Genomic DNA, 24,657 nt, shown 5'->3' on the forward strand with positions numbered 1-24,657 from the left:
CAAACAAGCGTTTGGAAACAGAGGAGGAAACAACGTGAGATCGATCACCCTGGCTGGCCTGTGCTCAGCCGTGCTGCTGTCCGGAGCCGCCTTCGCGCAATCCGGCGCCCCCATCAAGATCGCCAATGTCGCCGAGCTCTCAGGCGGTGGCGCTACCGTCGGCAACAACTGGAAGAACGGCATCGATCTCGCCGTCGAGGAAATCAACGCCAAGGGCGGCATCCTCGGCCGCAAGATCGAGGTCAGCCATGCCGACTCGCAGTCGAACCCCGGCGTTGCGCGTGCGCAGGTGCAGAAGGCGCTCGATGGCGAGCCCTACGTGCTGCTCGGGCCCGGCTATTCCGGCTCGGTGAAGGTGACGGCGCCGCTGGCGGCCGAGGCCGGCATCACCCAGATCATGGGCGGCGAAGCGGCCGAGCTCACGCAGGCCGGCAACAAGTTCCTGTTCCGCACCTCGTTCGGCCAGCAATCGTCGATGCCGAAGGTCGCGAAGTACATCAACGATGAGCTGAAGGCGAAGTCGGTCGCGGTGGTCTGGGTCAACAATGATTTCGGCCGCGGCGGTCGCGACGTCATCACCAAGGAGTTCAACCGTCTCGGCATCAAGGTCGCGGCCGACCTCTCGACCGAAGCCGGCCAGGCCGACTTCGCCGCCGACGTCAGCAAGATCAAGGCGGCGGCGCCGGATGCGGTCTTCATCTATGTCAACGAGGAAGAGAGCGCGCGCATCCTCAAGGAGATCAAGCGCCAGGGCGTGACCGCGCCGCTGATCGGCGAGACCACGCTGGTCGGCCAGAAGGTGATCGAGCTCGCCGGCGATGCCGCCAACGGCGCCCGCGGCCATGTCGGTCTCACCACCGACGCACCGATCGAGGCCATCAAGGCGTTCCGCGACCGCTTCGTGAAGAAGTACAACTACGTGCCGGATCACAACGGCCTCAAGGGCTATCTCGCGATCTACATGGTCAAGGCCACGACCGAGAAGATGGGCAAGGTGGATTCCAAGGCCTTCGCCGACACGCTGCACGGCCTGACCATCAAGACCTCGACCGAGCCGAATATCCTGATGGATGTCACGTTCGACCAGAACGGCGACATCGATCGCCAGGGCTTCCTGGTCGAGGTGGTCGAAGGCAAGCAGGTCGTGAAGCAGGTGCTGCCGAAGCTCAACTGAGGACAACGGTCGACCGGCGGCGCCGGAGGGGACGCCAGTGCCGCCGTCACCCAAAGGCTTAGGGGGAAACGATGTCCAATCTGCTCGACCTGATCGTGGCGGGTCTCGCCACCGGCGCCATCTACGCGCTCGTTGCCGTCGGCTTCACCTTGCTGTGGCAGACCTCGCAGACCATCAACTTCGCCCAGGGCGAGTTCGTGATGCTGCCGGCCTTCCTGATGCTCGCGGTGATGCATCTCGGCGCGCCGTTCTGGCTCGCGGTTCTCGTCGGCATCCTGTTGTCGGCACTGCTGCTCGGTCTCGCCTTCAAGATGCTGCTGGTCGATCCGATGCTGCGGCATGGCGTGCTGCCGCTGGCGATCGCCACCATGGCGCTGGCGGTCGGGATCAAGGAGGCGGTGAAGCAGTTCTTCAGCGCCGAGGCCTCGCCTTTCCCTTCGATCGTGCCGGTAGGTGACGTCACCGTCCTGGGCCGGGCGATTTCGCTGCAGAGCCTCGGCGTGCTCGCAGTCGCGATCCTCGCGGTCGTCGGATTGACCACGCTGTTGAACCGCACCTCGCTCGGCCATCAGATGCAGGCGGCCGCGCAGAATCCCACAGTGGCGCGCATCATCGGCGTGCCCGTCGAGCGTATGATCCTCCTGACCTTCCTGATCAATGCCGTGCTGGTCGCGCTGGCCTCGCTGCTGATCACGCCGATCTATCTCGCGAAGTTTTCCAGCGGTGAGGTGCTCGGGCAGGCGGCGTTCATCGCCGCGATCGTTGGCGGCTTCAACCAGGTGCGCGGCGCCATTGCCGGCGGTCTCCTGATCGGCGTCGTCGACAACCTCGCTGCCGCCTACGTCTCCACTCAGTATCGCGCCGCCGTTCCGATGGTGCTGCTGATCCTTGTCATCCTGTTCCGGCCGCAGGGCCTGCTCGGACGCGCCGAGGAGCGTACGGTATGAGCAAGCACAGCAAACTGCTTCTCGTCGCGCTGGCCGTCGTGGTCATTGCGGGTCTGATCATCATCCCGATGAACTTCAACCGCTACGGCCTGTACATCCTGAGCCAGTGGGCCGTGATGACCATCGCCGCGATGGGATTGAACCTCACGCTTGGCTACGCCGGGCAGGTGTCGCTGGCGCAGGGCGCCTTCGTCGGCATTGGCGCCTATGGGGCGGCGATCCTGACCACGCATGGCTGGCCGCTGATTGCCGCGCTCGGCCTCGTCATCGTGATCTGCTTCATCGTCGGCTGGCTCCTCGGCTATCCGGCGCTGCGCGTGCAGCATCACTACCTCGCCTTCGTCACGCTCGCGTTTTCGACGCTGGCGTTCCTCGTGTTCCGTAACGAGAGCTGGCTCACCAACGGGATCTACGGCATCAGCAACATTCCGCGCCCCGAGATCTTCGGCTACCCGACCCGCAAGCCGCTGCCGTTCTACTATCTCTGTCTCGGCTCCCTCGGCCTCGTGACGCTCGCGATGTGGTGGCTGATCCGCTCGCCCTGGGGCCGCGCCTTCATGGCGCTGCGCGAAAATCCGATCCGGGCGCAATCGCTCGGCATCGATACCAGGCGCTACACGCTGATGGCGTTCGCGATCGGCTCCGTGCTCGGCGGCATTGCCGGCGTGCTCTATGCGCCGCTGACGCAATATGTCGACCCGGTGCCGTTCAACCTGCAGCTTTCGCTCGACCTCCTGATGATGGTGATCGTCGGCGGCGCTGGCTTCATGCTCGGGCCGTTCCTGGGCGCCATGATCGCGGTGCTGCTGCCGGAGTGGCTGCGCTTCGCCGAGGGCTACTATTTGATGCTCTATGCCGTGGCGGTCATCCTGCTGCTGATCTACTCGCCCACCGGCATCCTTGGCATTATCGATCGCTATCTCAGCTCACGGCGAACCCAGGCTGCCTCCGCGCTGCGGGCCGCGGCCCAATCCAAGCTGGAGGCCGCGCGATGACCGCAGTCCTCGACGTACGCGACGTCAAGAAGAGCTTCGGCGGCATCACCGCCGTCAACGGCGTCAGCTTCGACGTGCACGAGGGCGAGATCCTCGGCCTGATCGGCCCCAACGGCTGCGGCAAGTCGACCCTGTTCAACTGTATCCTCGGCCAGCTGGTGCCGAGTGCCGGCGAGGTCAGGGTCGACGGCAAGCTCGTCACTGGACAGCGTCCGGCGGAGCTGAACCGGCTCGGCGTCAGCCGCACGTTTCAGTTGCTGCAGGTGTTCCCGAAACTGTCGGTGCGCGACAATCTGATCCTTGCGGGACAGGAGCATCGCGGCAGCATGCTGTCGCGCCTGTTCGGTCCGTCGGATGCCGGCCTGACCACGACCGCCGATCAGATGATCGGCTTCTTCAAGCTGGAGCACCTCGCCAACGAGCCGGCCGGTGGCTTGTCCTATGGCCAGCAGAAGCTGCTCGATGCGGCCATGGCGTTCATGGGCGGCCCGCGGCTGGTGCTGCTCGACGAGCCTGCAGGCGGCGTCAACCCGACCATGCTGGGCGACCTCAAGGAGCGGCTGATCGCGATCAATCGCGAGCGCCGCGCCACCTTCGTCGTGATCGAGCACAACATGGAGTTTGTGATGTCGCTGTGCTCGCGCGTGATGGTGATGGCGGAAGGCAAGGTGCTTGCGATCGGCAAACCCGACGAGATCAGGGCCAACCCGGCCGTGATCGAAGCCTATCTCGGACACTGAGGGAGCCGGCGATGAGCGATCCCATTCTCGATGTCCAGAACCTCGTCGGCGGCTACGGCAAGATGACGATCCTCAACGGCACGACCTTCTCGGTGCCGGCGGGCTCGATCACCACCGTCATCGGTCCGAACGGCGCCGGCAAGTCGACCGTGTTCAAGGCGATCTTCGGCCTGCTCAAGCTGCGCGAAGGCAAGGTGGTCTTCAAGGGCCGCGACGTCACCGGCTTGAGCCAGCGCGCGCTGCTCGGCGCCGGCATCTGCTACATCCCGCAGGGCCGCAACATCTTCGGTGAGCTGTCGGTGCGTCACAACATCGAGCTTGGCGGCGTCGCCGCTTCGCGCGATCTCGATCTGACCGCCCGCGTCGAGGCGGCGCTCGACGTCTTTCCGGTGCTGCGCAAGAAGGCGGATCGTCAGGCCTCGACCCTGTCGGGCGGCGAGCAGAAGCAGCTCGAGATCGCGCGCGGGCTGCTTCTCGAGCCGCAGCTGGTGCTGATCGACGAGCCCTCGATTGGCCTGTCGCCCTTGATGGTGCAGCAGACCTTCGACATGCTGAAACAATTGCGCGACCGCGGCGTCTCGGTGCTCCTGATCGAGCAGAATGCGCGCTCGGCGCTGGAGATCTCCGACTACGGCATCGTGCTCGAGCTCGGCCGTACCCGCATCATCGACAAGGCCGATCGCGTGCTGGCCGATCCGCGCATCGGCCAACTGTTCCTGGGCGGCGCGATGGAGGAGACGGCGGCATGAACCAGCGCTCGATCGCAACGGTCTCCATCTCTGGCGCGCTCGACGAGAAGCTCAAGGCGATCGCTGCCGCCGGCTTCGATACGGTCGAGATCTTCGAGAACGATCTGGTCGCGTTCGGGATGCGGCCGCGCGAGATCGGGCAGATGTGCCGCGACCTCGGCCTTGCGATCTGCGCCTATCAGCCGTTCCGCGATTTCGAGGGCATGCCGGAGCCGCAGCGCGCGCGCAACTTCATCCGCGCCGAGCGCAAGTTCGACCTGATGCAGGAGCTGGGCACGGATCTGCTGCTGATCTGCAGCAGCGTGTCGCCGGCCTCGCTCGGCGGCATCGACCGCGCCGCCGCCGATTTCCACGAGCTCGGCGAGCGCGCCGCGAAGCGTGGCCTGCGCGTCGGCTACGAGGCGCTGGCCTGGGGCCGTCACGTGCATGACTATCGCGATGCCTGGGAGATCGTGCGCCGCGCCGATCACAAAGCCATCGGCGTCATCCTCGACAGTTTCCATGCGCTCGCACCGGCGCTGCCGACCAACGCGATTCGCTCCATTCCCGCCGACAAGATCTTCCTGGTGCAACTCGCCGATGCGCCGAAGCTCGAACTGGATGTGCTGTCCTGGAGCCGGCATTTCCGCAGCTTTCCCGGGCAAGGCGATCTGCCGGTCGGGGCGTTCATGGAGGCGGTGGCCGCGACCGGCTATACGGGGCCGCTGTCGCTGGAGATCTTCAACGATCAGTTCCGCGCCGGCTCGGCGCCGCGCACCGCGCTCGACGGCATGCGCTCGCTGCTGCTGTTGCAGGATGACCTCGCCGGGAAGATGCCCGCCCAGCCGGAGCCGCGCTTCGAGCCTCGGGTCAGGAGCCACGGCATCGGCTTCGTGGAATTCGCGGTCAGCGAGGACAAAGCGGAGTCTCTGGCGAGACTGTTCGGGCAGCTTGGCTTCCGCAAGACGGGGCGTCATCGCAGCAAGGCGGTGCAGCGCTGGTCCCAGGGCGCAATCGAGCTGGTGATCAACTGCGAGCCGGCCAGCTTTGCGCATTCGCATTACGTCACGCATGGGGCAGGCGTCTGCGCGTTGGCGCTGGACGTCGACAGCGCCGCTCGTGCCATGGCGCGGGCGCAGTCCTTGAAGACGCGCACCTTCACGCAGCCGGTCGGGCCGGGGGAACTGGAAATTCCGGCGATCCACGGCGTCGGCGGCAGCCTGTTGTACTTCCTGGATACGCACGGGCGGCACTGGGACGTCGATTTCGAAGCTGTCGCCAGCGACAGGAGCACCGACCGTCTCGTCGCGGTCGATCACATCGCCCAGTCGATGCCGTATGAAGAGATGCTGTCCTGGCTGCTGTTCTATGCCGGGATCATTGACTTCTCGCGGCTGCCGCAGATGGAGATCGCCGACCCCCGAGGCCTCGTGCAGAGCCAGGCGATCGTCAACGGCGATCGCAGCCTGCGCTTCATCCTCAACGGCTCCTCGGCGACGCGCACCTTGTCCTCGCGTTTCATCTCCGAGTTCTTCGGTTCCGGCGTCCAGCACATCGCGTTCTCCTGCGACGACATTTTTGCAGCCGTGGCCGAGATGCGCGCCCGCGGCGCCGGCTTCCTCGACATTCCCGATAACTACTACGACGATCTCGAAGCCAAGTATGATCTTGCGCCCGAGACGATCGCAGCGCTCCGTGCCAACGAGATCCTGTACGACCGCGACGGCGACGCCGAGTTCTTCCAAGTCTACACCCATATCTTCGAGGAGCGCTTCTTCTTCGAGATCGTGCAGCGGCGCAACTATCAGGGCTTCGGTGCGGCCAATGCCGCGATCCGGCTGGCGGCGCAGGCCCGCGAGGTGCGGCCGGACGCGATGCCGCGGCTGTAGCTCAGGGCTCGGGCCGGATGCCGGGCAGGCGGACGATCTCCTCGGCGAGATAGTCGATCAGCAGCCGCACGCGCGCGATGCCGGCGCGCTCCGGGACGATCAGCATGTTGAGGGGAGTCGATGGCAGACGGTGGTCGGGCAGGATGATCGTCAGCCTGCCAGCCGCGATGAGGTCGTCGACCAGCCACGCATGGCTCCCGCCGATTCCGCGCCCGGACAGCACGGCCTCTCGAACCGCGAGTCCGTGATTGGTGCGAAAGCAGCCTTTGAACGGCACCTCATGGCGTTCTTCATCGGGTCCCATGACGACGAGCGACTCGCTGCCCGCGACGTTGGTCATGCGGATGCCGTCATGCCCGATCAGTTCCTGCGGCGTGCGCGGCGTGCCGCGTCTCGCCAGGTAGTCGGGAGAAGCGACCAGCAGCCGGTGCGAGTGGCCGAGCGACCGCAGCTTCAGAGAACTGTCGGTGAGCGGGGCGAGACGCAGCGCGATGTCGACACCCTCCCGCACGAGGTCGATGCGCTCGTCGGTCAAATTGAGATCGATCGCGATGTCCGGATAGAGATCCTGAAACGCGAAGACCAGCCGCGCGACATGCAGGATGCCGAAGGCCGCCGTGCAGGAAATCCGGATGATGCCGCTGGCAGCGCCGCGCGCACCGCGCGCCTCGTCGCCGGCCTGTTCGATAAGCCGCAGGATCTGGACGCAGTTCGTGTAGTAGCGGCTGCCTTCGTCGGTCAGGGTGACGCGCCGGGTGGTGCGGCTGAGCAGCGGCACGCCGATCGCATCCTCCAATTCCTGAAGGTGACGCGAGATGGTGGACTGGCCCAGCCCGAGCTCGCGCGCCACGGCCGACAGGTTGCCGCGCTCGGCGACCCGGACGAAGCTGCGCATGTTGATGAGGCTGATGTCTGATTTATCCATAAAACAGCATAATATTATCGATATATGCCATATAGTGGATAAGTTGGCGCGCGTCTATGTTCCGGCTGTTCCAGCAAAGGATCCAAGCCATGAACGTGCTGCTCGTCTTCGCCCATCCCGAACCCCGCTCGCTGAACGGCGCCCTGCGCGAGGTCGCCGTCGCCGAGCTCAAGGCCCAGGGCCACGAGATCCGAGTCTCAGATCTCTACGCGATGGGCTGGAAGTCGGCCACCGACCGCGCCGACTTCCCGCTCTTGCCGCCGGACGGGCCTCTCAACGTCGCCACCGCGTCTGGCGAGGCCTTCAAGACCCACACCTTGACCGAGGACGTCAGGGCCGAGCAGGACAAGCTGCTCTGGGCCGACGCGGTCATCCTGCAGTTCCCGCTGTGGTGGTTCACGATGCCCGCGATTCTCAAGGGCTGGGTCGACCGGGTGTATTCCTACGGCTTCACCTATGGCGTCGGCGAGCACAGCGACAAGCGCTGGGGCAACCGCTATGGCGAGGGTGTGTTTGCCGGCAAGCGCGCGATGCTGGTCGTGACCACCGGCGGCTGGCAGGAGCATTATTCGGAGCGCGGCATCAACGGGCCGATCGACGATCTCCTGTTTCCGATCAACCATGGCATCCTGTTCTATCCCGGCTTCGACGTGCTGCCGGCCTTCGTGGCGCACAAGGCGAGCCGGATCGACGAGGCCGGATTTGTTGAGATCGCTGACCGACTGCGCGAGCGCATGCGGACGCTGTTCACGGATCAGCCGACCCCGTACCGGCGGCAGAACCACGGCGACTATCTGATCCCGTCGATGCAGCTTCGTCCCGAGCTCGGCGCGCCGGACGCGCGCGGCTTCGCGCTGCATGTCGACGCCGCGCGCTGACGTGGAGGGCGCGGGCTCAGCCCGCGCCCATCGCGACCGCAATGTGGTAGGTCGCGAACGCGGCCGCATAGGCGAGCGCGAACATGTAGAAGAAGGTGACGGCCATCCAGCGCCAGCTGCCGGTTTCTCGGCGGATGACGGCGAGCGTCGAGGCGCATTGCGGGGCGAAAATGTACCAGGCGAGCAGCGCGAGCGCGGTGGCGAGGCTCCATTTGCTGGCCAGCACCTGTCCGATCTGCTCGGCGGCCTCCTTGCCGCCTTCGATCGCATAGACGGTGCCGAGCGCGGCGACTGCGACTTCGCGGGCGGCCATGCCGGGCACCAGCGCCACCGCGATCTGCCAGTTGAAGCCGACCGGCGAGAGCAGGGGGGCGATCGCCTGGCCGATCATCGCCGCGAGGCTGTAATTGATCGCGGGCTCGGTCGCCCCCTCCGGCGGCTGCGGGAACGACGCCAGGAACCAGATCAGCACCATCATCGCGAAGATCGTGGTGCCGGCGCGCTGCAAGAACATCTTGGCGCGGGTGTAGACGCCGATCGCGATGCTGCGCAACCGCGGCATCTTGTAGTCCGGCAGCTCCAGCATGAACGGCGCCGGCTGGTAGTCGCGCATCAGGAAGAACTTCACCAGGAACGACACCAGCAGCGCGCTGATGATCCCGGCGGCGTAGAGCCCGAACATCACCAGGCCCTGCAGGTTGACCAGGCCCCACACCTTGGTCGGCGGGATGAAGGCCGAGATGATCAGCGTATAGACCGGGATCCGCGCCGAGCAGGTCATCAACGGCGCGATCAGGATCGTGGTGAGCCGGTCGCGGCGGTTATCGATCACGCGCGTCGCCATGATGCCGGGAATGGCGCAGGCAAAGCTCGAGAGCAGCGGGATGAAGGCGCGGCCATGCAGCCCGGCGCCGCCCATGATGCGGTCCATCAGGAACGCCGCGCGCGCCATGTAGCCGAAATCTTCCAAGAGCAGGATGAACAGGAAGATGATGATGATCTGCGGCAGGAACACGATGACGCTGCCGACGCCGGAGATCACGCCGTTCTGCAGGAAGCTCTGCAGCAGGCCTTCGGGAAGCTCGTCGTGAACGAGCTGGCCGAGCGCGTCAAAAGCCGCCGACAGCACCTGCATCAGCGGCTGGGCCCAGGCGAACACCCCCTGAAACATCACGAACAGGATCGCCAGCAGGATCAGCAGGCCGCCGACCGGATGCAGCGCGATGGCATCGATCCGGGCGGTCCAGGTATCGGGCCGCTCGGGCAAGCTGACCGTCTCCGCGATGATACGATCGGCCTCGCGCTGGGTGGCGCGCAGCTCCGGGACCGTGAGAGGACGCCAGGTGTTGGCGCGCTCTCCGGTGGCCGCGGCCGCCCGGGCGAGGAGCTCGTCGGTCAGCCGCAGCAGGTCGTCGGTGCCGCCCTTGCGCACGGCGATCGACGTCACCACCGGCACGCCCAGCGCTAGCGACAGGGCGGGGACGTCGACCGTGACGCCGCGCCGCTTGGCGATGTCGAACATGTTGAGCACGAGCGCCAGCGGCCGGCCGGTGCTCTTGAGCTCGAGCAGCAGCCGGATCGTCAACCTGAGGTTGGTGGAGTCGGCGACGCACAACACCAGATCGGGCAGGACCTCGCCGGTGGCACGTCCCAGCACGAAATCCCTGGTGATTTCCTCGTCAGGGCTGCGACCGCGCAAGGAATAGGTGCCGGGCAGGTCGACCAGCGAGACCTGGCGGCCCTGCGGGGTGACGAATGCGCCCTCTTTGCGCTCGACCGTGACCCCAGGATAGTTCGCGACCTTCTGGCGGCTTCCCGTCAGCGCGTTGAACAGCGAGGTCTTGCCGCTGTTGGGCGTACCCACCAGGGCCAGATGCAGCAGAGGGCTTTCCATGACGACGCTTTCCGCGCGGCCTATGCCACGATGACGGCCATGGCCTCGCGCCGGCGGACCGCGACGGTGATGTTGTCGACACGCACGGCGATCGGATCGCGCCCGACGATCCCCTCATGCAGAATTTCGACCCGGGCGCCCTCGACGAAGCCCAGTTCGATCAGCCGGCTCTCCAATTCGACGTCCGGCAGGGACGAGCTCGCGCCGCCCGCAGCCAGATGCTGGATTGTTCCGGTATAGCCTCGCCGGGCGAGACCGAGCGGCTGAGGCGGCCTTGTATCGCAGATTTCGCTCATAGCCTGTATTTTCAATCGCGTGCCAAGAGGTCAAGCGCGGCATGTGCAATGCAGCGGCTTCTTAGAGCGATTTTAAACAGGCCGGGCGGACCGCCGTCTGATCTGCCTCAAGGAGCCGCGACGGCTGCCGTGTGCCGGGTGTCCACCGCCGCCTTCGGCTCGAGGCCGGAAGAAGCTGCGGCGCGGCTCTTGAAGTGGTCGAGCACGAACAGCCGGATCGCCGAGGACAGGTTGCCCTGCTGGCGATTGTTGTCGATCTCTCCGACCAGCTCGGACAGGGTCATGTTACGGAGACCCGAAATCTCCTTCATGCCGTTCCAGAAGGCCTCTTCGAGGCTGACGCTGGTCTTGTGGCCAGCAACCACGATTGAACGTTTTACGACGGGCGACTTCATCACGCGTCCTCGCCATTGATACGATGTTGATCGAGTAATTCGTTCGCGCGCTTGTCGCGTTGCGCGTCATTTGCGCGTTCGGACTTCGTCCTGCCGAAGCGAGCGCGGTTGCTTTCGGCGACCTTCGCTGCTTCATCGCGCTCCACGCGCTTTCTGAAACGTTTCAAGTTGATGACATCACCCATGCTTGCTCCAATCATCTAAGCCATCGAACGTCGTGACGAGAGCATACGCATTGCGCGGATGAGCCCAGGCGTTCTCCAGACAATCACGTCATCGCTCCCTGATAGTTCGAGGGCCAGTCGCGTCGTTGCGAGCGGGATTTGTTTACTCACCAAACGCAGCAGAACTTGTAGTCGAGAGTATCCTTTAGGGGTTAACGGCGAGAATTGCATCACCCCCCGTAGTACTACGGGGCTACCGTCAGGGTCGTCCGGGCCGCGTCATCTTCTCGGGCTGCACGAGGCGGTCGAATTCGTCCTCAGACACGAAGCCGAGCCTTAAAGCTTCCTCTTTCAGCGTCGTGCCGTGCTGATGCGCTGATTTGGCGACCTTGGCCGCATTGTCGTAGCCGATCTTCGGCGCAAGCGCCGTCACCAGCATCAGCGAGCGCTGCATCAGCTCTCGAATCCGATTCTCGTCGGCGCGAATTCCCGTCACGCAATGTTCGCTGAATGAACGCGCTGAATCACCTAGTAATTGTACGGACTGCATCATGCAATGTGCGAGCAATGGCTTGTAGACGTTCAGTTCGAAATGCCCCTGGCTGCCGGCCATGGTGATCGCCGTGTGATTGCCGAACACCTGGCAGCACACCATCGTGAGTGCTTCGCACTGCGTCGGGTTCACCTTGCCCGGCATGATCGAGGAGCCGGGCTCGTTCTCCGGCAGGATCAATTCCCCCAATCCCGAGCGGGGGCCCGATCCGAGAAAGCGGATGTCGTTCGCGATCTTGAACAGGCCGGTGGCCGCCGCGTTGAGCGCGCCATGTACGTACACATAGGCGTCGTTGGACGCGAGCGCTTCGAATTTGTTGGCGGCGCTGGTGAAGGGCCAGCCGGTGATGTCGGCAACATGCTTGGCGAACAGCTTCGCGAATTTCGGATCCGCGTTCAGGCCGGTGCCCACGGCGGTGCCGCCTTGGGCCAGCGGCAGGAGATCTCGCGCCGCCGTCTCGATTCTTGCGATCGCGCTCTCGACCTGTGCGGCGTAGCCGGAGAACTCCTGGCCGAGCGTGAGCGGCGTGGCGTCCTGGGTATGGGTGCGGCCGATCTTGACGATGTCCGCGAACGCGTCCTGCTTGGCGCGCAACGCCGCCAGCAGCTCCGACAGCGCCGGCACCAGATGGCCCGAGATCGCCCGTGCCGCGGCGATGTGCATCGCGGTGGGGAAGGAGTCGTTGGACGACTGGCTCATGTTGACGTGATCGTTCGGATGTACGGGCTTCTTGGTCCCGCGTTCGCCCCCGAGCAGTTCGCTGGCGCGATTGGCGATCACCTCGTTGAGGTTCATGTTGCTCTGGGTGCCCGAGCCGGTCTGCCAGACGACCAGCGGAAAGTGGTCGTCGAGCTTGCCGTCGATGACCTCCTGCGCCGCTTGGACAATGGCGTCCGCCATGCGCGGCTCGAGCAGGCCGAGCTCGCGATTGGTCTGGGCCGCGGCCATCTTCACCAGCGCGAGCGCGCGCACGATGCCGATCGGCATGCGGTCGTGGCCGATGCGGAAATTCTGCCGGCTGCGCTCGGTCTGCGCGCCCCAATAGCGGTCGGCGGCGACCTCGATCGGGCCGAAGCTGTCGGTCTCCGTGCGCGTCGATCCGTGCGATGATGAACTAGCTGAATGTGCCATGAAGCATGCCCGTCATTGGTTGCGAACCGGCGTCGACCGGTTCGAGCATGCTTCAATCTAGTGATCCGACCGTCATTCCGCGCGGGGCGAATGCGCCTACTTCTTGCGGAAACGGTCCAGACGCACGACTTCGGCGCCTTCTCCTGGCGTGGCCGGCGGCAGCGGCTTGTCGTCGCCGGCTTCGGCCGGCGTCGCAGGCAACGGACCGGCAATGGCCGATGGCGCCGGCGCGGCCGGCAGTTTCGGCGCGGCCGGCGTCTCGGCAATCGCCTCCGACGGCTCGAACTGCAGTCCGAATTGTACGGACGGATCGAAGAAGCTCTTGATGGCGTGGAACGGCACCACGAGGCGCTCAGGGATGCCGCCGAACGACAGGCCGACTTCGAACCGATCCTCCGAAACCACCAGATCCCAGAACTGGTGTTGCAGGATGATCGTCATCTCCTCCGGATATTGCGCCAGCAGCCGCGGCGACAGCTTCACGCCCTCGGCCTTGGACACGAATGTGATGAAGAAATGATGCTCGCCTGGGAGTCCATGGGCGGCAGCGTCGCTCAGCACCCGGCGCAGCACCCCGCGCAACGCGTCGCGCGCCAGCACATCGTATCGAATATGATCCGTCGCCATGATCGGTCCTGTGTCGTGTAGGGCTGCGCCCGACGCTTCGGGCGGCCGCGCCCGGCAAGGCAGCAGCATTCCCGACTCGCGTCAATCACATCGTACCCGGCATAGGCGCTGAGGTCAGCAGCCATGCCGGTCGATCGCCAGATATGGGAACGGGTAGAAGCTGGCGGAAGTCCGGTCAACGAAGGAATGAATCGAAGCCGCGCCAAAAAGCTGGGGACAGCACGGCCCTGAAGCGGAGATGGGTTAAAGCGGAGGAACGTGAAAGTGGAGGCTTCTGTTGCCAGGTGCCTCCGAACCCCGCCTAACGGAGCTTAACCCGTTAGGACTTTAAGGTGGTCTTTCAAACTGCGTTACGCAGCCTGAGCAACCGGAGCAAAGTTGTCGTTGGCAACTATTGCAGTAGCCCGATAACGGCGGAACAATACCGGGAAAAAGCTCGCCCTTTACGCCCTCGTCGATCCTATTTCGCCCCCGCCAAAACCCATCTGTCGATGGGCTTTGGTGGAGGCGCCGGGTACCGCCCCCGGGTCCGAATGGTTTATTTCGACGGCGATTTATTTCCATAGCCGGCAAGCCGGCAGGTTCTATATAGGCCCCCGGCCGGCGGATGCACAGGGCCGAAACGCCGCGGCACGCGACAAAAATGTGGGCGGCTGCCGGGAACCCTCTGGTTCGACCTTGGCAGGCTGGTTTTCGTCCTCCTACAGTGCGGCATGCCTTCCGAAGTTGCGCGGGTTGCCTCTCCCGCGGCCGACATCGCCAAACACCCGCCCAACCTTCGCACGCTCTTCTTCGCATTCGCGAAAATGTCGCTGTCGGGCTTCGGGGGCGTGCTGGTGTTTGCCAGGCGTGCAATCGTCGATGAGCATCGCTGGATGACGGCGGAGGAGTTCAACGCGACCTTCGCGCTCTGCCATTTCCTGCCCGGACCCAACATCGTGAATTTCTCCGTGGTGTTCGGCGCGCGGTTGCGCGGTGTCCCCGGCGCACTCGCTGCCTTTGCCGGCCTGCTCGGGCCTCCGATGCTGCTGATCACCTCTCTCGGCGCCATTTACGGTCATTTTGGACAAGCCGACACGTGGCGACGGGCGCTTGCAGGCGTGTCCTGCGTGGCCGTGGGCCTGCTGGCGTCGGTGGTGTTTCGCATGATCTCGCCGCTCCTGAAGAAGAGCGACCTGGCGGGCCTCGTCGTCGTGGCCGGCGTGTTCGTGGCGATCGGGTTGGCGCGCCTGCCGCTTCAGGAGGTTCTGCTGGTGGCCGTGCCGCTCAGCCTTGCCGTCACCTATGCCAAGACGCGGCGGGCACGATGAGCGGGGACGACAATCCGCTGTTCCAGCTGTTCTGGACCTTTGCGTTGATCTCGCTGTTTGCGGTTGGCGGCGCAGTGGCGGCGATTCCCGAACTGCAACGTGTTGCAGTCGAGGCCCGGCACTGGATGACGGACAAACAGTTCGCCGATCTGTTCGCACTCTCGCAATTGTCGCCCGGGCCCAACGTTCTGATCGTCACCCTGATCGGCTATTCGGTTGCAGGAGTGGCAGGTGCGGCGGTCGCGACGATCGCGATGTGCGGTCCCACCGCCGTGCTCTCCTATTTTGTCAGCCGCTGGCTCTCGAATGCGCGGGATGCGCGCTGGCCCGCCATGCTGCAGGCGACGCTGGTGCCGCTGTCGATCGGCTTGATGGCGGCGAGCGCATGGATTCTCGGTCAGGCTTCCGACCAGACGTGGCGGGCGTTCGCGCTGACGGTCCTTGCCGCAGTCGTTGCATCTATGACGCGACTCAATCCGCTCTGGCTGCTCGCCGCGGGCGGCTGTCTTGGTTTTGCTGGCCTTCTCTAGGGAAAGTCGCTAGGCAAAATAGAAGCGCGACCGGTTTGCTCCGGGCCGCCGAACGAAAACAGTGCCGGCCATCAAGGCCGATCGGGGAGGGCGAGGCATGGCCGAGACCACGGGCCAATTGTCGGGCGAAACGGCGGGCATGCCGGCTGCCCGCAGCGCGACCGGCGCATCGATCATTCTGGTCCTTGCCTTCGCGCCACAGATCATCGAACTGCTGATCGCCTTGGCCGGTCTTGTAGGTCCACTATCCGGACGCGGTCCGCTGCAGGTCATTGGAGCCCATGCTTCGGCCTTGTCAATGGCGATCCCGAGCCTGGCGCAGCAATATGCGGCAAGCGGCAAGACCTCGCTGTCTTCCGATGTTCTGCTGGCTCTCATCTACACCTATCCGCTGATCGCGGTCGCGGTGTTCACATTCATGGTACGTCCACGCGCGCCGCAGGACTATTTCGGCGGCGTCGTGCTGATGGCGATCGCGCTGTTCGCGTTGTGGGCCTCCAGCGACCTGCAGGGCATGCGCGGCTTCTCGTTCGGTGCCGGAACTGCGCCGCGGATGTTCGGTCTGCTGCTGCTGGGGCTCGGAGCTGCCGTGGCCGTGATCGGCGTCGTGAGTGAAGGCGCGCAGCTTGCGACCTATCACTGGCGCGGACCGCTGTTCGTCTCGCTCGCGATCCTGACCTTCGCCGTCTCCATTCGCCCGCTCGGACTATTGGTCACGGGGCTTGCAAGCTTCCTGATCGCGGCGATCGGCAGCCCCGAGACGCGCTGGCGCGAGGCCCTGATCGTCGGCATCTGCCTGACCGGCGGCTGCGCGCTGCTGTTCCCCTACGTGCTGGGGTTGCCGATGCCGCTGTTGCCGCGTTTCCTTTTGCAGTGAGGGCGTGATGGATCTGTTTGCAAATCTCGCCCACGGTTTCGCCGTCGCGTTGTCGCCAATCAATCTGCTGATGTGCCTGATCGGCGCGCTGGTCGGCACGCTGGTCGGCGTTCTCCCGGGCATCGGGACCATCGCCACCGTCGCGATGTTGCTGCCGATCACCTTCGGCCTGCCGCCGGTCGGCGCGCTGATCATGCTGGCCGGCATCTACTACGGCGCCCAGTATGGCGGCTCGACGACGTCGATCCTGGTCAACATTCCTGGCGAGGCGACGTCGGTGGTAACCGCGCTCGACGGCTTCCAGATGGCGAAGCAGGGCCGTGCCGGTCCGGCGCTGGCGATTGCCGCGATCGGCTCATTCTTCGCCGGCTGCGTTGCCACCGTGCTGATTGCGATCCTCGGCGCGCCGTTGACCAAGCTCGCGCTGGCGTTCGGCCCAGCCGAGTATTTCTCGCTGATGGTGCTGGGCCTGATCTTCGCAGTCGTGCTGGCGAAGGGCTCGGTGCTGAAGGCGATCGCAATGATCGTGCTCGGCCTGCTGCTGTCGATGGTCGGCTCGGACATCGAGACCGGCGTCTCGCGCATGGCCTTCAATATTCCCGAGCTCGCCGACGGCCTGGGCTTTGCCACCGTCGCGATGGGCGTGTTCGGCTTTGCCGAGATCATCCGCAATCTCGATGCCGGCGCGGAGATGGACCGCGACCTCGTGCAGAAGAAGATCACCGGCCTGATGCCGACCCGGAAGGATCTGAAAGACTCCACGCCGGCGATCCTGCGCGGCACGGTGCTCGGCTCGATCCTCGGCATCCTGCCGGGCGGCGGTGCGGTGATCGCCTCGTTCGCGGCCTATACGCTGGAGAAGAAGCTCGCGCGAGATCCGTCGCGGTTCGGTCGCGGTGCGATCGAGGGCGTCGCGGCGCCGGAGAGCGCCAACAATGCGGCGGCCCAGACCTCCTTCATTCCACTGCTGACGCTCGGCATTCCGCCGAATGCGGTCATGGCGCTGATGGTCGGCGCGATGACCATCCACGGCATCGTGCCGGGCCCGCAGGTGATGCAGAAGCAGCCCGACCTAGTCTGGGGCATGATCGCCTCGATGTGGATCGGCAATCTCATGCTGATCATCATCAACCTGCCGCTGGTCGGCATCTGGGTGCGGCTCTTGCGCGTGCCGTACCGGCTGATGTTCCCGTCGATCGTGATCTTCTGCGCGATCGGGATCTACTCCGTCAACAACGCGCCGGTCGACGTCGTCCTGGCGGGCGCGTTCGGCCTCGTCGGCTACTGGCTGATCAAGCATGATTTCGAGCCGGCGCCGCTGCTGCTCGGCATGGTGCTGGGGCCGCTGATGGAGGAGAACCTGCGCCGCGCGCTGTTGATCTCGCGCGGCGACTGGTCGGTGTTCCTGACGCGGCCGCTGTCCGCCGTGCTGCTCGCGATTGCCGCGGGGCTGCTGGTGCTGGCGGTGCTGCCGACGCTGCGCCGCAAGCGCGACGAGGTTTTCGTGGAAAGCGAAGGCTGACCTCGCGGGCCAGCTCAACGCCGCCGCGGCCCAGGCGCTCGACGACGAGGGCGTCCGCAAGCCCTGCTTGAGTTCGATAGCGTCATTCCCGGTGCTGCGGACCGCACGCCGGAAGCGCTGGCGGCGCTGGTGAAGGCGGAAATCATCAAATGGACCGCGGTGCTCAAGCCGGTGAGCTAGCGCGAGACGACCATCGAGGCGGAAGGGGCAGAAGGGGCAGGGCGGAACGCGCGGTTCCGCCCTTGTCATTTGCTGCGGCGGCCGACAATTTTCAGGGTATAATTGGTGACCGGGCCGAGTCGAGGCTAGGGCCGGGCGATTCCTGCCGTTAAATTCGCCGCCTTCTGCGAAAGGCCGCCAGCGCGCACCATGCACCAGTATCACGACCTGCTCGAACGCATCCTGTCCGACGGCGCGGAGAAGCATGACCGCACCGGCACCGGCACGCTCTCGGTGTTCGGCCACCAGATGCGCTTCAACCTTGCGGCCGGCTTTCCGCTGGTGACCACCAAGCGGCTGCCGCTGAAGGCGATCGTGCACGAGCTGCTGTGGTTCCTGAAGGGCGACACCAACATCAAATACCTTCACGACAACGGCGTCACCATCTGGGACGAGTGGGCCGATGCCAATGGCGATCTCGGCCCCGTTTACGGCTATCAGTGGCGCTCGTGGCCGACGCCGGACGGCGGCCATATCGACCAGATCGGAGGCGTGATCGACATGATCAGGCGCAATCCGGATTCGCGCCGGCTGATCGTGACCGCCTGGAATCCAGCCGACGTCGACAAGATGGCGCTGCCGCCGTGTCATTGCCTGTTCCAGTTCTACGTCGTGAACGGCAAATTGTCGTGCCAGCTCTATCAGCGCTCGGCCGACGTGTTCCTCGGCGTGCCCTTCAACATCGCCTCCTACGCGCTGCTGACGATGATGGTGGCGCAGGTGACGGGATTGAAGCCCGGCGAATTCGTGCACTCCTTCGGCGACGTGCATCTCTATTCCAACCACATCGAGCAGGCGCGGCTGCAACTCACCCGCGCGCCCCGTCCGCTGCCGACCATGACGCTCAATCCGGACGTCAAGGACATCTTCGGCTTCCGCTACGAGGACTTCGCGCTCGCCGGCTACGATCCGCATCCGCATATCAAGGCCGAGGTCGCGGTCTGACGCATGCCACTGTCGATCCGCAGCGCCCGGCCTGACGACATCGGAAGCGTGTTCGCGCTGATCCGGGAGCTCGCCGACTACGAGAAGCTCTCGCACGAGGTTTCAGCCAGCGAGGCGGACATCGCCGCGGCGCTGTTCTGCGCGCATCCCACGCTGTTCTGCGACATCGCCGAGTGGAACGGCGAGGTCGCGGGCTTTGCGGTCTGGTTCGTCAATTTCTCCACCTTCGCCGGAAAGCCCGGCATCTATCTCGAGGACCTGTTCGTTCGCCCCGCGTTCCGCCGCAACGGCATCGGCCAGGCGCTGCTCGGCCATCTCGCTCGCACCTGTGTCGAGCGCAACTGGGCGCGGCTGCAATGGTCGGTGCTCGACTGGAACGCGCCGTCGATCACCTTCTACAAGTCGCTCGGTGCCGAGCTGATGGACGACTGGAAGCTCTGCAAGGTCATGGGCGAGGCGCTCGCTCAGCTCGCGGAGAGGGCGCCGTGATCGAGATCGTGCTGATCGTCGCAGTCGCCGACAACGGCATCATCGGCGCCGCCGGTGCGATCCCGTGGCGGCAGAAGAGCGACATGCAGCGCTTCAAGGCGATGACCATGGGCCGCCCGATCGTGATGGGCCGCAAGACCTTCATCTCGTTTCCGCGCCGGCCGCTGCCGGGCCGCACCAACATCGTCGTCACCCGCGATGCCGAGTTTCGCGCGCCGGGCGCGATCGTGACCCATACCGTCGATGAAGCGCTCGGCATCGCGCGTGGTGATGCGCTGCGGCGTTCAGCCGCGGAGATCGCGGTCATCGGAGGCACCGAGCTCTTTGCTGCGACGATGCCGATCGCCGACCGGCTGGAGATCACCGAGGTGCATGCGAGCCCGCTTGGCGATACCGTGTTTCCGGCGATCGACCCGGCGCAATGGGAGGAGGTGGCGCGGGAGCGCCATGCCTCGGGGCCTGACGATCAGGCCGAATTCTCCTATGTCACCTATCGCCGGCGGCGGTGAGCGTTTGCCGGTGGGACCGGCGCGACGGCCGTTCAAGACCGTCCGTTAATGATGAAGTCGCGCTGTTTGGCCGCGTGGCGGATTTGAGGCCGCGGCAAACCGGCGCTTCCGGCCCTGTTTACATTGACAAAACCCGGTTCGGGCTTAGCTGGAGCGCTACGTTGTAAGGGGCGGGGCCGTCCCTTATAACCCGGCGACCGTCGGGGCCGGCGTTGGTGCACACTCAGCCTCTCGGAGGAGATCGATCGATGGCGTGGAAGAATCAGGGCGGAGGCCCGTGGGGTCAGGGTCCGAAGGGGCCCTGGGGCTCGGGACCGCAACCGGTCGGTCCAAGGCCGCCCGACCTGGAAGATCTTCTGCGGCGCGGCCAGGACCGGCTGCAGCAGTTCATCCCCGGTGGCGGCTTCGGCACCGCCGGCGTCCTGCTGATCGTGCTCGGCGCCATCATCATCTGGCTCGCCTCCGGCATCTACCGCGTGCAGTCCGAGGAGCTCGGCGTTGTGCTCCGCTTCGGCAAATATGTCCGCGATGAGCAGCCGGGCCTGCGCTATCACCTGCCTTATCCGATCGAGACCGTGCTGCTGCCCAAGGCGCTGCGCGTCAACTCGATCTCGATCGGCATCACCGCCAATGACGATCCCGGCCGGCGCGGCCGCGGCGGTCGCGATGTCCCCGAGGAAAGCCTGATGCTGACCGGCGACGAGAACATCGTCGACGTCGACGTCACGGTGTTGTGGCGCATCAAGCCGAAGGGCGCGGCCGACTTCCTGTTCAACATCCAGAACCCCGAGGGCACCGTGAAGGCGGTGGCCGAGAGCGCGATGCGCGAGGTGATCGGCCGGTCGAACATCCAGCCGATTCTCACCGGCGCCCGCACCGTGATCGAGCAGAACGTGCAGGAGCTGATGCAGAAGACGCTCGACAACTACGGCTCCGGCATCCAGATCACCCAGGTGCAGATGCAGAAGGTCGATCCGCCGGCCCAGGTGATCGAGGCGTTCCGCGACGTCCAGGCGGCGCGTGCCGACCTCGAGCGTCTCCAGAACGAAGCCCAGACCTACGCCAACAAGGTCGTGCCGGATGCGCGCGGTCGCGCCGCGCAGATCCTGCAGGTCGCCGAAGGCTACAAGGAGCAGGCGATCGCCGAGGCCAAGGGCCAGAGCGCGCGCTTCCTCAAGGTCTATGACGAGTACAAGAAGGCGCCCGACGTGACCCGCGAACGGATCTATCTCGAGACCATGGAGCGCGTGCTCGGCGGCTCGGAGAAGCTCGTGCTCGACAGCGGTGCCTCCGGCGGCCCCGTGCCGCTGCTGCCGCTCGGCGATCTCCTGCCGCGCCGTACGGCGCCGGCCGCTCAGCAGGGAGGCGTCCGATGAGGTCCCCCGTTGCAGGCATCGTCGCGCTCGTCGCCGTGCTCGTGCTCGTCGTCATCGGCTACAGCTCGCTGTTCACCGTGCAGCAGACCGAGCAGGCGCTGGTCGTGCGGTTCGGCAAGCCGGTCGACGTCGTCACCGAGCCTGGCCTGAACTTCAAGGCGCCGTTCATCGACAACGTGATCTCGATCGACAAGCGCATCCTCGACCTCGAGAACCCCTCGCAGGAAGTGATCGCCTTCGACCAGAAGCGGCTCGTCGTCGACGCCTTCGCGCGCTACAAGATCAAGAACGCGCTGCAATTCTACCAGAGCGTCGGCTCGATCCAGACCGCCAACGTCCAGCTCGGCACGCTGCTCAACGCTTCGTTGCGCCGCGTGCTCGGCGAGGTCACCTTCACGCAAGTCGTGCGCGACGAGCGCGAGGGCCTGATGCGCAAGATCCGCGATCAGCTCGACAAGGAGGCCGACGCCTACGGCATCCAGGTGGTCGACGTCCGCATCCGCCGCGCCGACCTGCCGGAGGCCAACAGCCAAGCGGTGTACAACCGGATGAAGACCGAGCGGCAGCGCGAGGCCGAGGAGTTCCGGGCGTTCGGCGGCCAGAAGGCCCAGGAGATCAGGTCCAAGGCCGATCGCGAGGCCACCGTGATCGTCGCCGAGGCCAACTCGCAGGCGGAGCAGACCCGCGGCGCCGGCGATGCCGAACGCAACCGGCTGTTCGCCGAGGCCTACAGCAAGGACCGCGACTTCTTCGCCTTCTATCGCTCGATGACGGCGTATGAGAACGGCCTGAAATCCGGCGACACCCGCTTCCTGCTGCGGCCCGATTCGGAGTTCTTCCGCTACTTCGCCAACCCCTCGGGGAAGCCGGCGGCGGAGACGTCGTCCACCGCCGGCTCGACCGCGGCCGTCGCGGTGCCGGCGCCCAAGCCCTGATGGCACCTGCCTGATGCCCAGGGCGGTTGATCCGGGCGAATAGGAGTTGACATGGACGGGGCGAAGCCGTTGCTTCGCCCCGTTACATATCAAGAAGGTCGAACGGGAGGTCCGGGTCCGATGAGGTCCATTGCGTTTTCCGATTTCCTCATCGGATTAGGTATCCTGTTCGTGCTCGAAGGCCTGATGTTCGCGGCCAGTCCGGAGTGGATGCGGCGGGCCATGAAGACCGCGATGACCACGCCCGACAACGTGCTGCGCGCGGTCGGCATCGGCTCCGCGGTGGCCGGTTTGGTCCTGATCTGGGTGATCCGGCGACCGATCTGAGTGGCGGATTGTTGTGCGTTTGCGCGTTCGCCGAACGAGGGGCGGCCGCGGCAAACGACGGTCCGCCGGCCGGCCAACGCCATTGTGAGGCGATGGCTGCGCCATTTTGCCGTATTAGGTCGCCCTCAATGATGAATCTGCGGTCCGATCCGGCGTGCTTGCGTCCCCCGCCGGTTCCGGCGCACTGTAACGGTTGAATTTGCCGACTTTTCTGGAGATCCGCCCGATGACCGCAACCCTTGCTTTCAGCCGTCGACTGCGCCCGATCCTGACCGCGGCGGTTCTTGCCGCGGGCTGGGCGCTCGCGCCGGCCCCGGCCTCGGCGCGGGGGCCGGAGGGGATCGCCGATGTCGCCGAAAAGGTGATCGACGCCGTCGTCAACATCTCGACCTCGCAGACTGTCGAGCCCAAGGGCGGCTCGTCCGAGGGGCGGAACGCCAATCCGCAGGTGCCGCCGGGCTCGCCGTTCGAGGAGTTCTTCGACGACTTCTTCAAGAACCGCCGCGGCGGTCCGGGCGGCCGGGGCGGTGCCGACAACTCGCCGCGCCGCACCAACTCGCTGGGCTCGGGCTTCATCGTCGACGACTCGGGCGTTGTCGTCACCAACAACCACGTCATTGCCGATGCCGATGAGATCAACGTGATCCTCAACGACGGCACCAAGATCAAGGCCGAGCTCGTCGGCGTCGACAAGAAGACCGACCTTGCGGTGCTCAAGTTCAAGCCGCCGCGGCCGTTGACCGTCGTCAAGTTCGGCGACTCCGACAAGCTCCGGCTCGGCGATTGGGTGGTCGCGATCGGCAACCCGTTCAGCCTCGGTGGCACCGTCACCGCCGGCATCGTCTCGGCCAAGAACCGCGACATCTCGTCGGGGCCCTATGACAGCTACATCCAGACCGACGCCGCCATCAACCGCGGCAATTCCGGCGGCCCGCTGTTCAACCTTGAGGGCGAGGTCATCGGCGTCAACACGCTGATCATCTCGCCGTCGGGCGGCTCGATCGGCATCGGCTTCGCGGTGCCGTCGAAGACTGTGGCCGGCGTCGTCGACCAGTTGCGCCAGTTCGGCGAGCTGCGCCGCGGCTGGCTCGGCGTGCGCATCCAGGGCGTCACCGACGAGATCGCGGAGAGCCTCAACATCAAGCCGGCGCGCGGCGCGCTGGTCGCCGGCGTCGACGACAAGGGACCGGCCAAGCCGGCTGGCATCGAGCCGGGCGACGTCGTCGTCAAGTTCGACGGCCATGACATCAAGGAGCCGAAGGACCTGTCGCGCATCGTCGCCGACACCGCCGTCGGCAAGGAGGTCGACGTCATCGTCATCCGCAAGGGCCAGGAGCAGACGCTCAAGGTCAAGCTCGGTCGGCTCGAGGATACCGAGAAGGTGCAGCAGGCGGCGATCAAGAAGGACGAGCCGGCCGAGAAGCCGGTGACCCAGAAGGCGCTCGGGCTCGATCTCGCCGCGTTGTCGAAGGACCTGCGCGCCCGCTACAAGATCAAGGACAGCGTCAAGGGCGTCGTCGTCACCGGCGTTGACCAGGCCTCCGATGCCGCCGAGAAGCGGCTGTCGGCCGGCGACGTCATCGTCGAGGTCGCCCAGGAGGCGGTGACCTCGGGCGTCGACATCAAGAAGCGCGTCGACCAGCTCAAGAAGGACGGCAAGAAGTCGGTGCTGCTGCTCGTCTCCAACGCCGACGGCGAGCTGCGCTTCGTGGCGTTGAGCCTGCAATAGGGCACGGAGTCCACGCCTCCACATCGCGGGGCACGGTGCGTAGGGTGGGGCAAAAGCGCACCGTGACCTACGCTTGGTACGACGCTCTCTCGCGCGCCGTGCCCACCATGTGGCTCTGCGTTCGCGGCACGACGGTGGGCACGCTGCCGCCCTGCGGACGGCCGCTTTGCCCACCCTACGGCTGCTTTGCCCACCCTACGGCAGCTCCACACTCCGCTGTCGTCCCGGCCCTGAGCCGGGACCCATAGCCCCAGGGAGCAGTTTGGGGCGGGCTGATCATTGGCCGTTTGCTCGTCACGACGGCCGCGGCGTATGGGTCCCGGATCGGCGCCCCGACGCGCTGGCGCGCGCCGTGGCTTGTCCGGGACGACGACGGTTCGCAAGGCGAATTCACGGCTCAAACAGCGATCGACATAGCTTTGCAGTCTCGCGGCGCATCGCGCCCGAGGTCTGCAATCAGTTCGTCCCTCGCGACAATGCAGAGGGCGCAGGGAATGTCGGGTGAAGGCCTCACCCATGGCCCGCCTGCTGAAAAAATGCAGGCGGCAGGTAC

The 24,657-nt window shown here is 65.5% G+C and carries 25 protein-coding genes, 1 other RNA gene and 1 pseudogene; 19 read left to right on the plus strand and 8 right to left on the minus strand.

The window, feature by feature from the left end; translation table 11 throughout:
- The first annotated feature begins 34 nt into the window (after window positions 1-34).
- The 6 genes from QX124_RS03715 (at window position 35) to QX124_RS03740 (ending at window position 6,473) form a co-directional block, all read left to right on the plus strand.
- Window positions 35-1,174, plus strand: coding sequence for an ABC transporter substrate-binding protein (locus QX124_RS03715; RefSeq protein WP_315736852.1), 1,140 nt, complete (start codon window positions 35-37; stop codon window positions 1,172-1,174).
- A gap of 71 nt (window positions 1,175-1,245) precedes the next feature.
- Window positions 1,246-2,121: a branched-chain amino acid ABC transporter permease gene (locus tag QX124_RS03720; RefSeq protein ID WP_315755128.1), complete on the plus strand. Its 876-nt coding sequence runs from the start codon at window positions 1,246-1,248 to the stop codon at window positions 2,119-2,121.
- Window positions 2,118-3,116 carry a branched-chain amino acid ABC transporter permease gene (locus QX124_RS03725; RefSeq protein WP_315796333.1) on the plus strand — a complete coding sequence of 333 codons (999 nt, stop codon included), beginning with the start codon at window positions 2,118-2,120 and terminating at the stop codon, window positions 3,114-3,116. Before QX124_RS03720 ends, QX124_RS03725 begins: the two co-directional genes overlap by 4 nt.
- Window positions 3,113-3,856 (plus strand): ABC transporter ATP-binding protein, encoded by a 744-nt coding sequence (locus tag QX124_RS03730; RefSeq protein ID WP_315736855.1) that lies wholly within the window; start codon window positions 3,113-3,115, stop codon window positions 3,854-3,856. Before QX124_RS03725 ends, QX124_RS03730 begins: the two co-directional genes overlap by 4 nt.
- An 11-nt stretch (window positions 3,857-3,867) precedes the next feature.
- Window positions 3,868-4,605, plus strand: a complete 738-nt coding sequence (locus QX124_RS03735; protein WP_315778722.1) for an ABC transporter ATP-binding protein — start codon at window positions 3,868-3,870, stop codon at window positions 4,603-4,605.
- Window positions 4,602-6,473 (plus strand): bifunctional sugar phosphate isomerase/epimerase/4-hydroxyphenylpyruvate dioxygenase family protein, encoded by a 1,872-nt coding sequence (locus QX124_RS03740; protein ID WP_315778720.1) that lies wholly within the window; start codon window positions 4,602-4,604, stop codon window positions 6,471-6,473. The genes QX124_RS03735 and QX124_RS03740 overlap by 4 nt, the downstream gene beginning before the upstream one ends.
- 1 nt (window position 6,474) lies before the next feature.
- On the opposite strand, the gene QX124_RS03745 is transcribed toward QX124_RS03740, so the two are convergent.
- On the minus strand, window positions 6,475-7,398 hold the full coding sequence (locus QX124_RS03745; RefSeq protein WP_315796335.1) for a LysR family transcriptional regulator: 924 nt from the start codon (window positions 7,396-7,398) through the stop codon (window positions 6,475-6,477).
- Between the two features lie 89 nt (window positions 7,399-7,487).
- Here QX124_RS03745 and QX124_RS03750 point away from each other — a divergent pair, with 89 nt between their 5' ends.
- Window positions 7,488-8,276 (plus strand): NAD(P)H-dependent oxidoreductase, encoded by a 789-nt coding sequence (locus tag QX124_RS03750; protein ID WP_315796337.1) that lies wholly within the window; start codon window positions 7,488-7,490, stop codon window positions 8,274-8,276.
- 16 nt (window positions 8,277-8,292) lie between these two features.
- On the opposite strand, the gene feoB is transcribed toward QX124_RS03750, so the two are convergent.
- The 7 genes from feoB to ssrA form a co-directional block, all read right to left on the minus strand.
- Window positions 8,293-10,170 carry a ferrous iron transport protein B gene (gene feoB, locus QX124_RS03755; RefSeq protein WP_315736861.1) on the minus strand — a complete coding sequence of 626 codons (1,878 nt, stop codon included), beginning with the start codon at window positions 10,168-10,170 and terminating at the stop codon, window positions 8,293-8,295.
- 20 nt (window positions 10,171-10,190) lie between these two features.
- Window positions 10,191-10,466, minus strand: a complete 276-nt coding sequence (locus QX124_RS03760) for a ferrous iron transport protein A (RefSeq protein WP_315713372.1) — start codon at window positions 10,464-10,466, stop codon at window positions 10,191-10,193.
- Window positions 10,467-10,573: 107 nt separating this feature from the next.
- Window positions 10,574-10,861 (minus strand): ribbon-helix-helix domain-containing protein, encoded by a 288-nt coding sequence (locus tag QX124_RS03765; RefSeq protein WP_315755136.1) that lies wholly within the window; start codon window positions 10,859-10,861, stop codon window positions 10,574-10,576.
- Window positions 10,861-11,046 carry a DUF4169 family protein gene (locus QX124_RS03770; RefSeq protein ID WP_315736863.1) on the minus strand — a complete coding sequence of 62 codons (186 nt, stop codon included), beginning with the start codon at window positions 11,044-11,046 and terminating at the stop codon, window positions 10,861-10,863. Before QX124_RS03770 ends, QX124_RS03765 begins: the two co-directional genes overlap by 1 nt.
- A gap of 238 nt (window positions 11,047-11,284) precedes the next feature.
- Window positions 11,285-12,709: a class II fumarate hydratase gene (gene fumC, locus QX124_RS03775; protein WP_315778716.1), complete on the minus strand. Its 1,425-nt coding sequence runs from the start codon at window positions 12,707-12,709 to the stop codon at window positions 11,285-11,287.
- Window positions 12,710-12,805: 96 nt separating this feature from the next.
- On the minus strand, window positions 12,806-13,336 hold the full coding sequence (locus tag QX124_RS03780) for an SspB family protein (RefSeq protein WP_315778714.1): 531 nt from the start codon (window positions 13,334-13,336) through the stop codon (window positions 12,806-12,808).
- 263 nt (window positions 13,337-13,599) lie between these two features.
- Window positions 13,600-13,954, minus strand: a transfer-messenger RNA (tmRNA) gene (ssrA, locus tag QX124_RS03785).
- Between the two features lie 95 nt (window positions 13,955-14,049).
- On the opposite strand from ssrA, the gene QX124_RS03790 reads away from it, so the two are divergent.
- From QX124_RS03790 to QX124_RS03845, 12 genes and pseudogenes are all read left to right on the plus strand, one after another.
- Window positions 14,050-14,646, plus strand: coding sequence for a chromate transporter (locus QX124_RS03790; protein WP_315796339.1), 597 nt, complete (start codon window positions 14,050-14,052; stop codon window positions 14,644-14,646).
- Window positions 14,643-15,176, plus strand: coding sequence for a chromate transporter (locus QX124_RS03795; protein WP_315713367.1), 534 nt, complete (start codon window positions 14,643-14,645; stop codon window positions 15,174-15,176). The genes QX124_RS03790 and QX124_RS03795 overlap by 4 nt, the downstream gene beginning before the upstream one ends.
- Window positions 15,177-15,273: 97 nt before the next feature.
- Entirely contained in the window at window positions 15,274-16,053 is a 780-nt protein-coding gene (locus tag QX124_RS03800; protein WP_315796341.1) for a tripartite tricarboxylate transporter TctB family protein, read from the plus strand.
- Between the two features lie 7 nt (window positions 16,054-16,060).
- The gene (locus QX124_RS03805; protein ID WP_315755143.1) at window positions 16,061-17,575 is read left to right on the plus strand and encodes a tripartite tricarboxylate transporter permease; all 1,515 of its coding nucleotides are present in this window, start codon (window positions 16,061-16,063) and stop codon (window positions 17,573-17,575) included.
- 1 nt (window position 17,576) lies between these two features.
- A pseudogene (locus tag QX124_RS03810) lies at window positions 17,577-17,755 on the plus strand (tripartite tricarboxylate transporter substrate binding protein BugD); the annotation flags it as partial.
- A gap of 189 nt (window positions 17,756-17,944) precedes the next feature.
- Window positions 17,945-18,739: a thymidylate synthase gene (locus QX124_RS03815; protein ID WP_315736873.1), complete on the plus strand. Its 795-nt coding sequence runs from the start codon at window positions 17,945-17,947 to the stop codon at window positions 18,737-18,739.
- Between the two features lie 3 nt (window positions 18,740-18,742).
- The gene (locus QX124_RS03820; protein ID WP_315736874.1) at window positions 18,743-19,228 is read left to right on the plus strand and encodes a GNAT family N-acetyltransferase; all 486 of its coding nucleotides are present in this window, start codon (window positions 18,743-18,745) and stop codon (window positions 19,226-19,228) included.
- Window positions 19,225-19,737, plus strand: coding sequence for a dihydrofolate reductase (locus QX124_RS03825; protein ID WP_315736876.1), 513 nt, complete (start codon window positions 19,225-19,227; stop codon window positions 19,735-19,737). The genes QX124_RS03820 and QX124_RS03825 overlap by 4 nt, the downstream gene beginning before the upstream one ends.
- A gap of 248 nt (window positions 19,738-19,985) precedes the next feature.
- Window positions 19,986-21,113: an FtsH protease activity modulator HflK gene (hflK, locus tag QX124_RS03830; protein WP_315736878.1), complete on the plus strand. Its 1,128-nt coding sequence runs from the start codon at window positions 19,986-19,988 to the stop codon at window positions 21,111-21,113.
- Window positions 21,110-22,048, plus strand: coding sequence for a protease modulator HflC (gene hflC, locus QX124_RS03835; RefSeq protein WP_315736879.1), 939 nt, complete (start codon window positions 21,110-21,112; stop codon window positions 22,046-22,048). The genes hflK and hflC overlap by 4 nt, the downstream gene beginning before the upstream one ends.
- Window positions 22,049-22,168: 120 nt before the next feature.
- Window positions 22,169-22,375, plus strand: coding sequence for a DUF2065 domain-containing protein (locus tag QX124_RS03840; protein ID WP_008960820.1), 207 nt, complete (start codon window positions 22,169-22,171; stop codon window positions 22,373-22,375).
- 226 nt (window positions 22,376-22,601) lie between these two features.
- Entirely contained in the window at window positions 22,602-24,104 is a 1,503-nt protein-coding gene (locus tag QX124_RS03845; protein WP_315736881.1) for a Do family serine endopeptidase, read from the plus strand.
- The last annotated feature ends 553 nt before the right edge of the window (window positions 24,105-24,657 follow it).

Origin of the sequence: Bradyrhizobium sp. SZCCHNRI3043 (assembly GCF_032377735.1) — a bacterium.
In the GTDB taxonomy this organism is placed as follows: Bacteria; Pseudomonadota; Alphaproteobacteria; order Rhizobiales; family Xanthobacteraceae; genus Bradyrhizobium.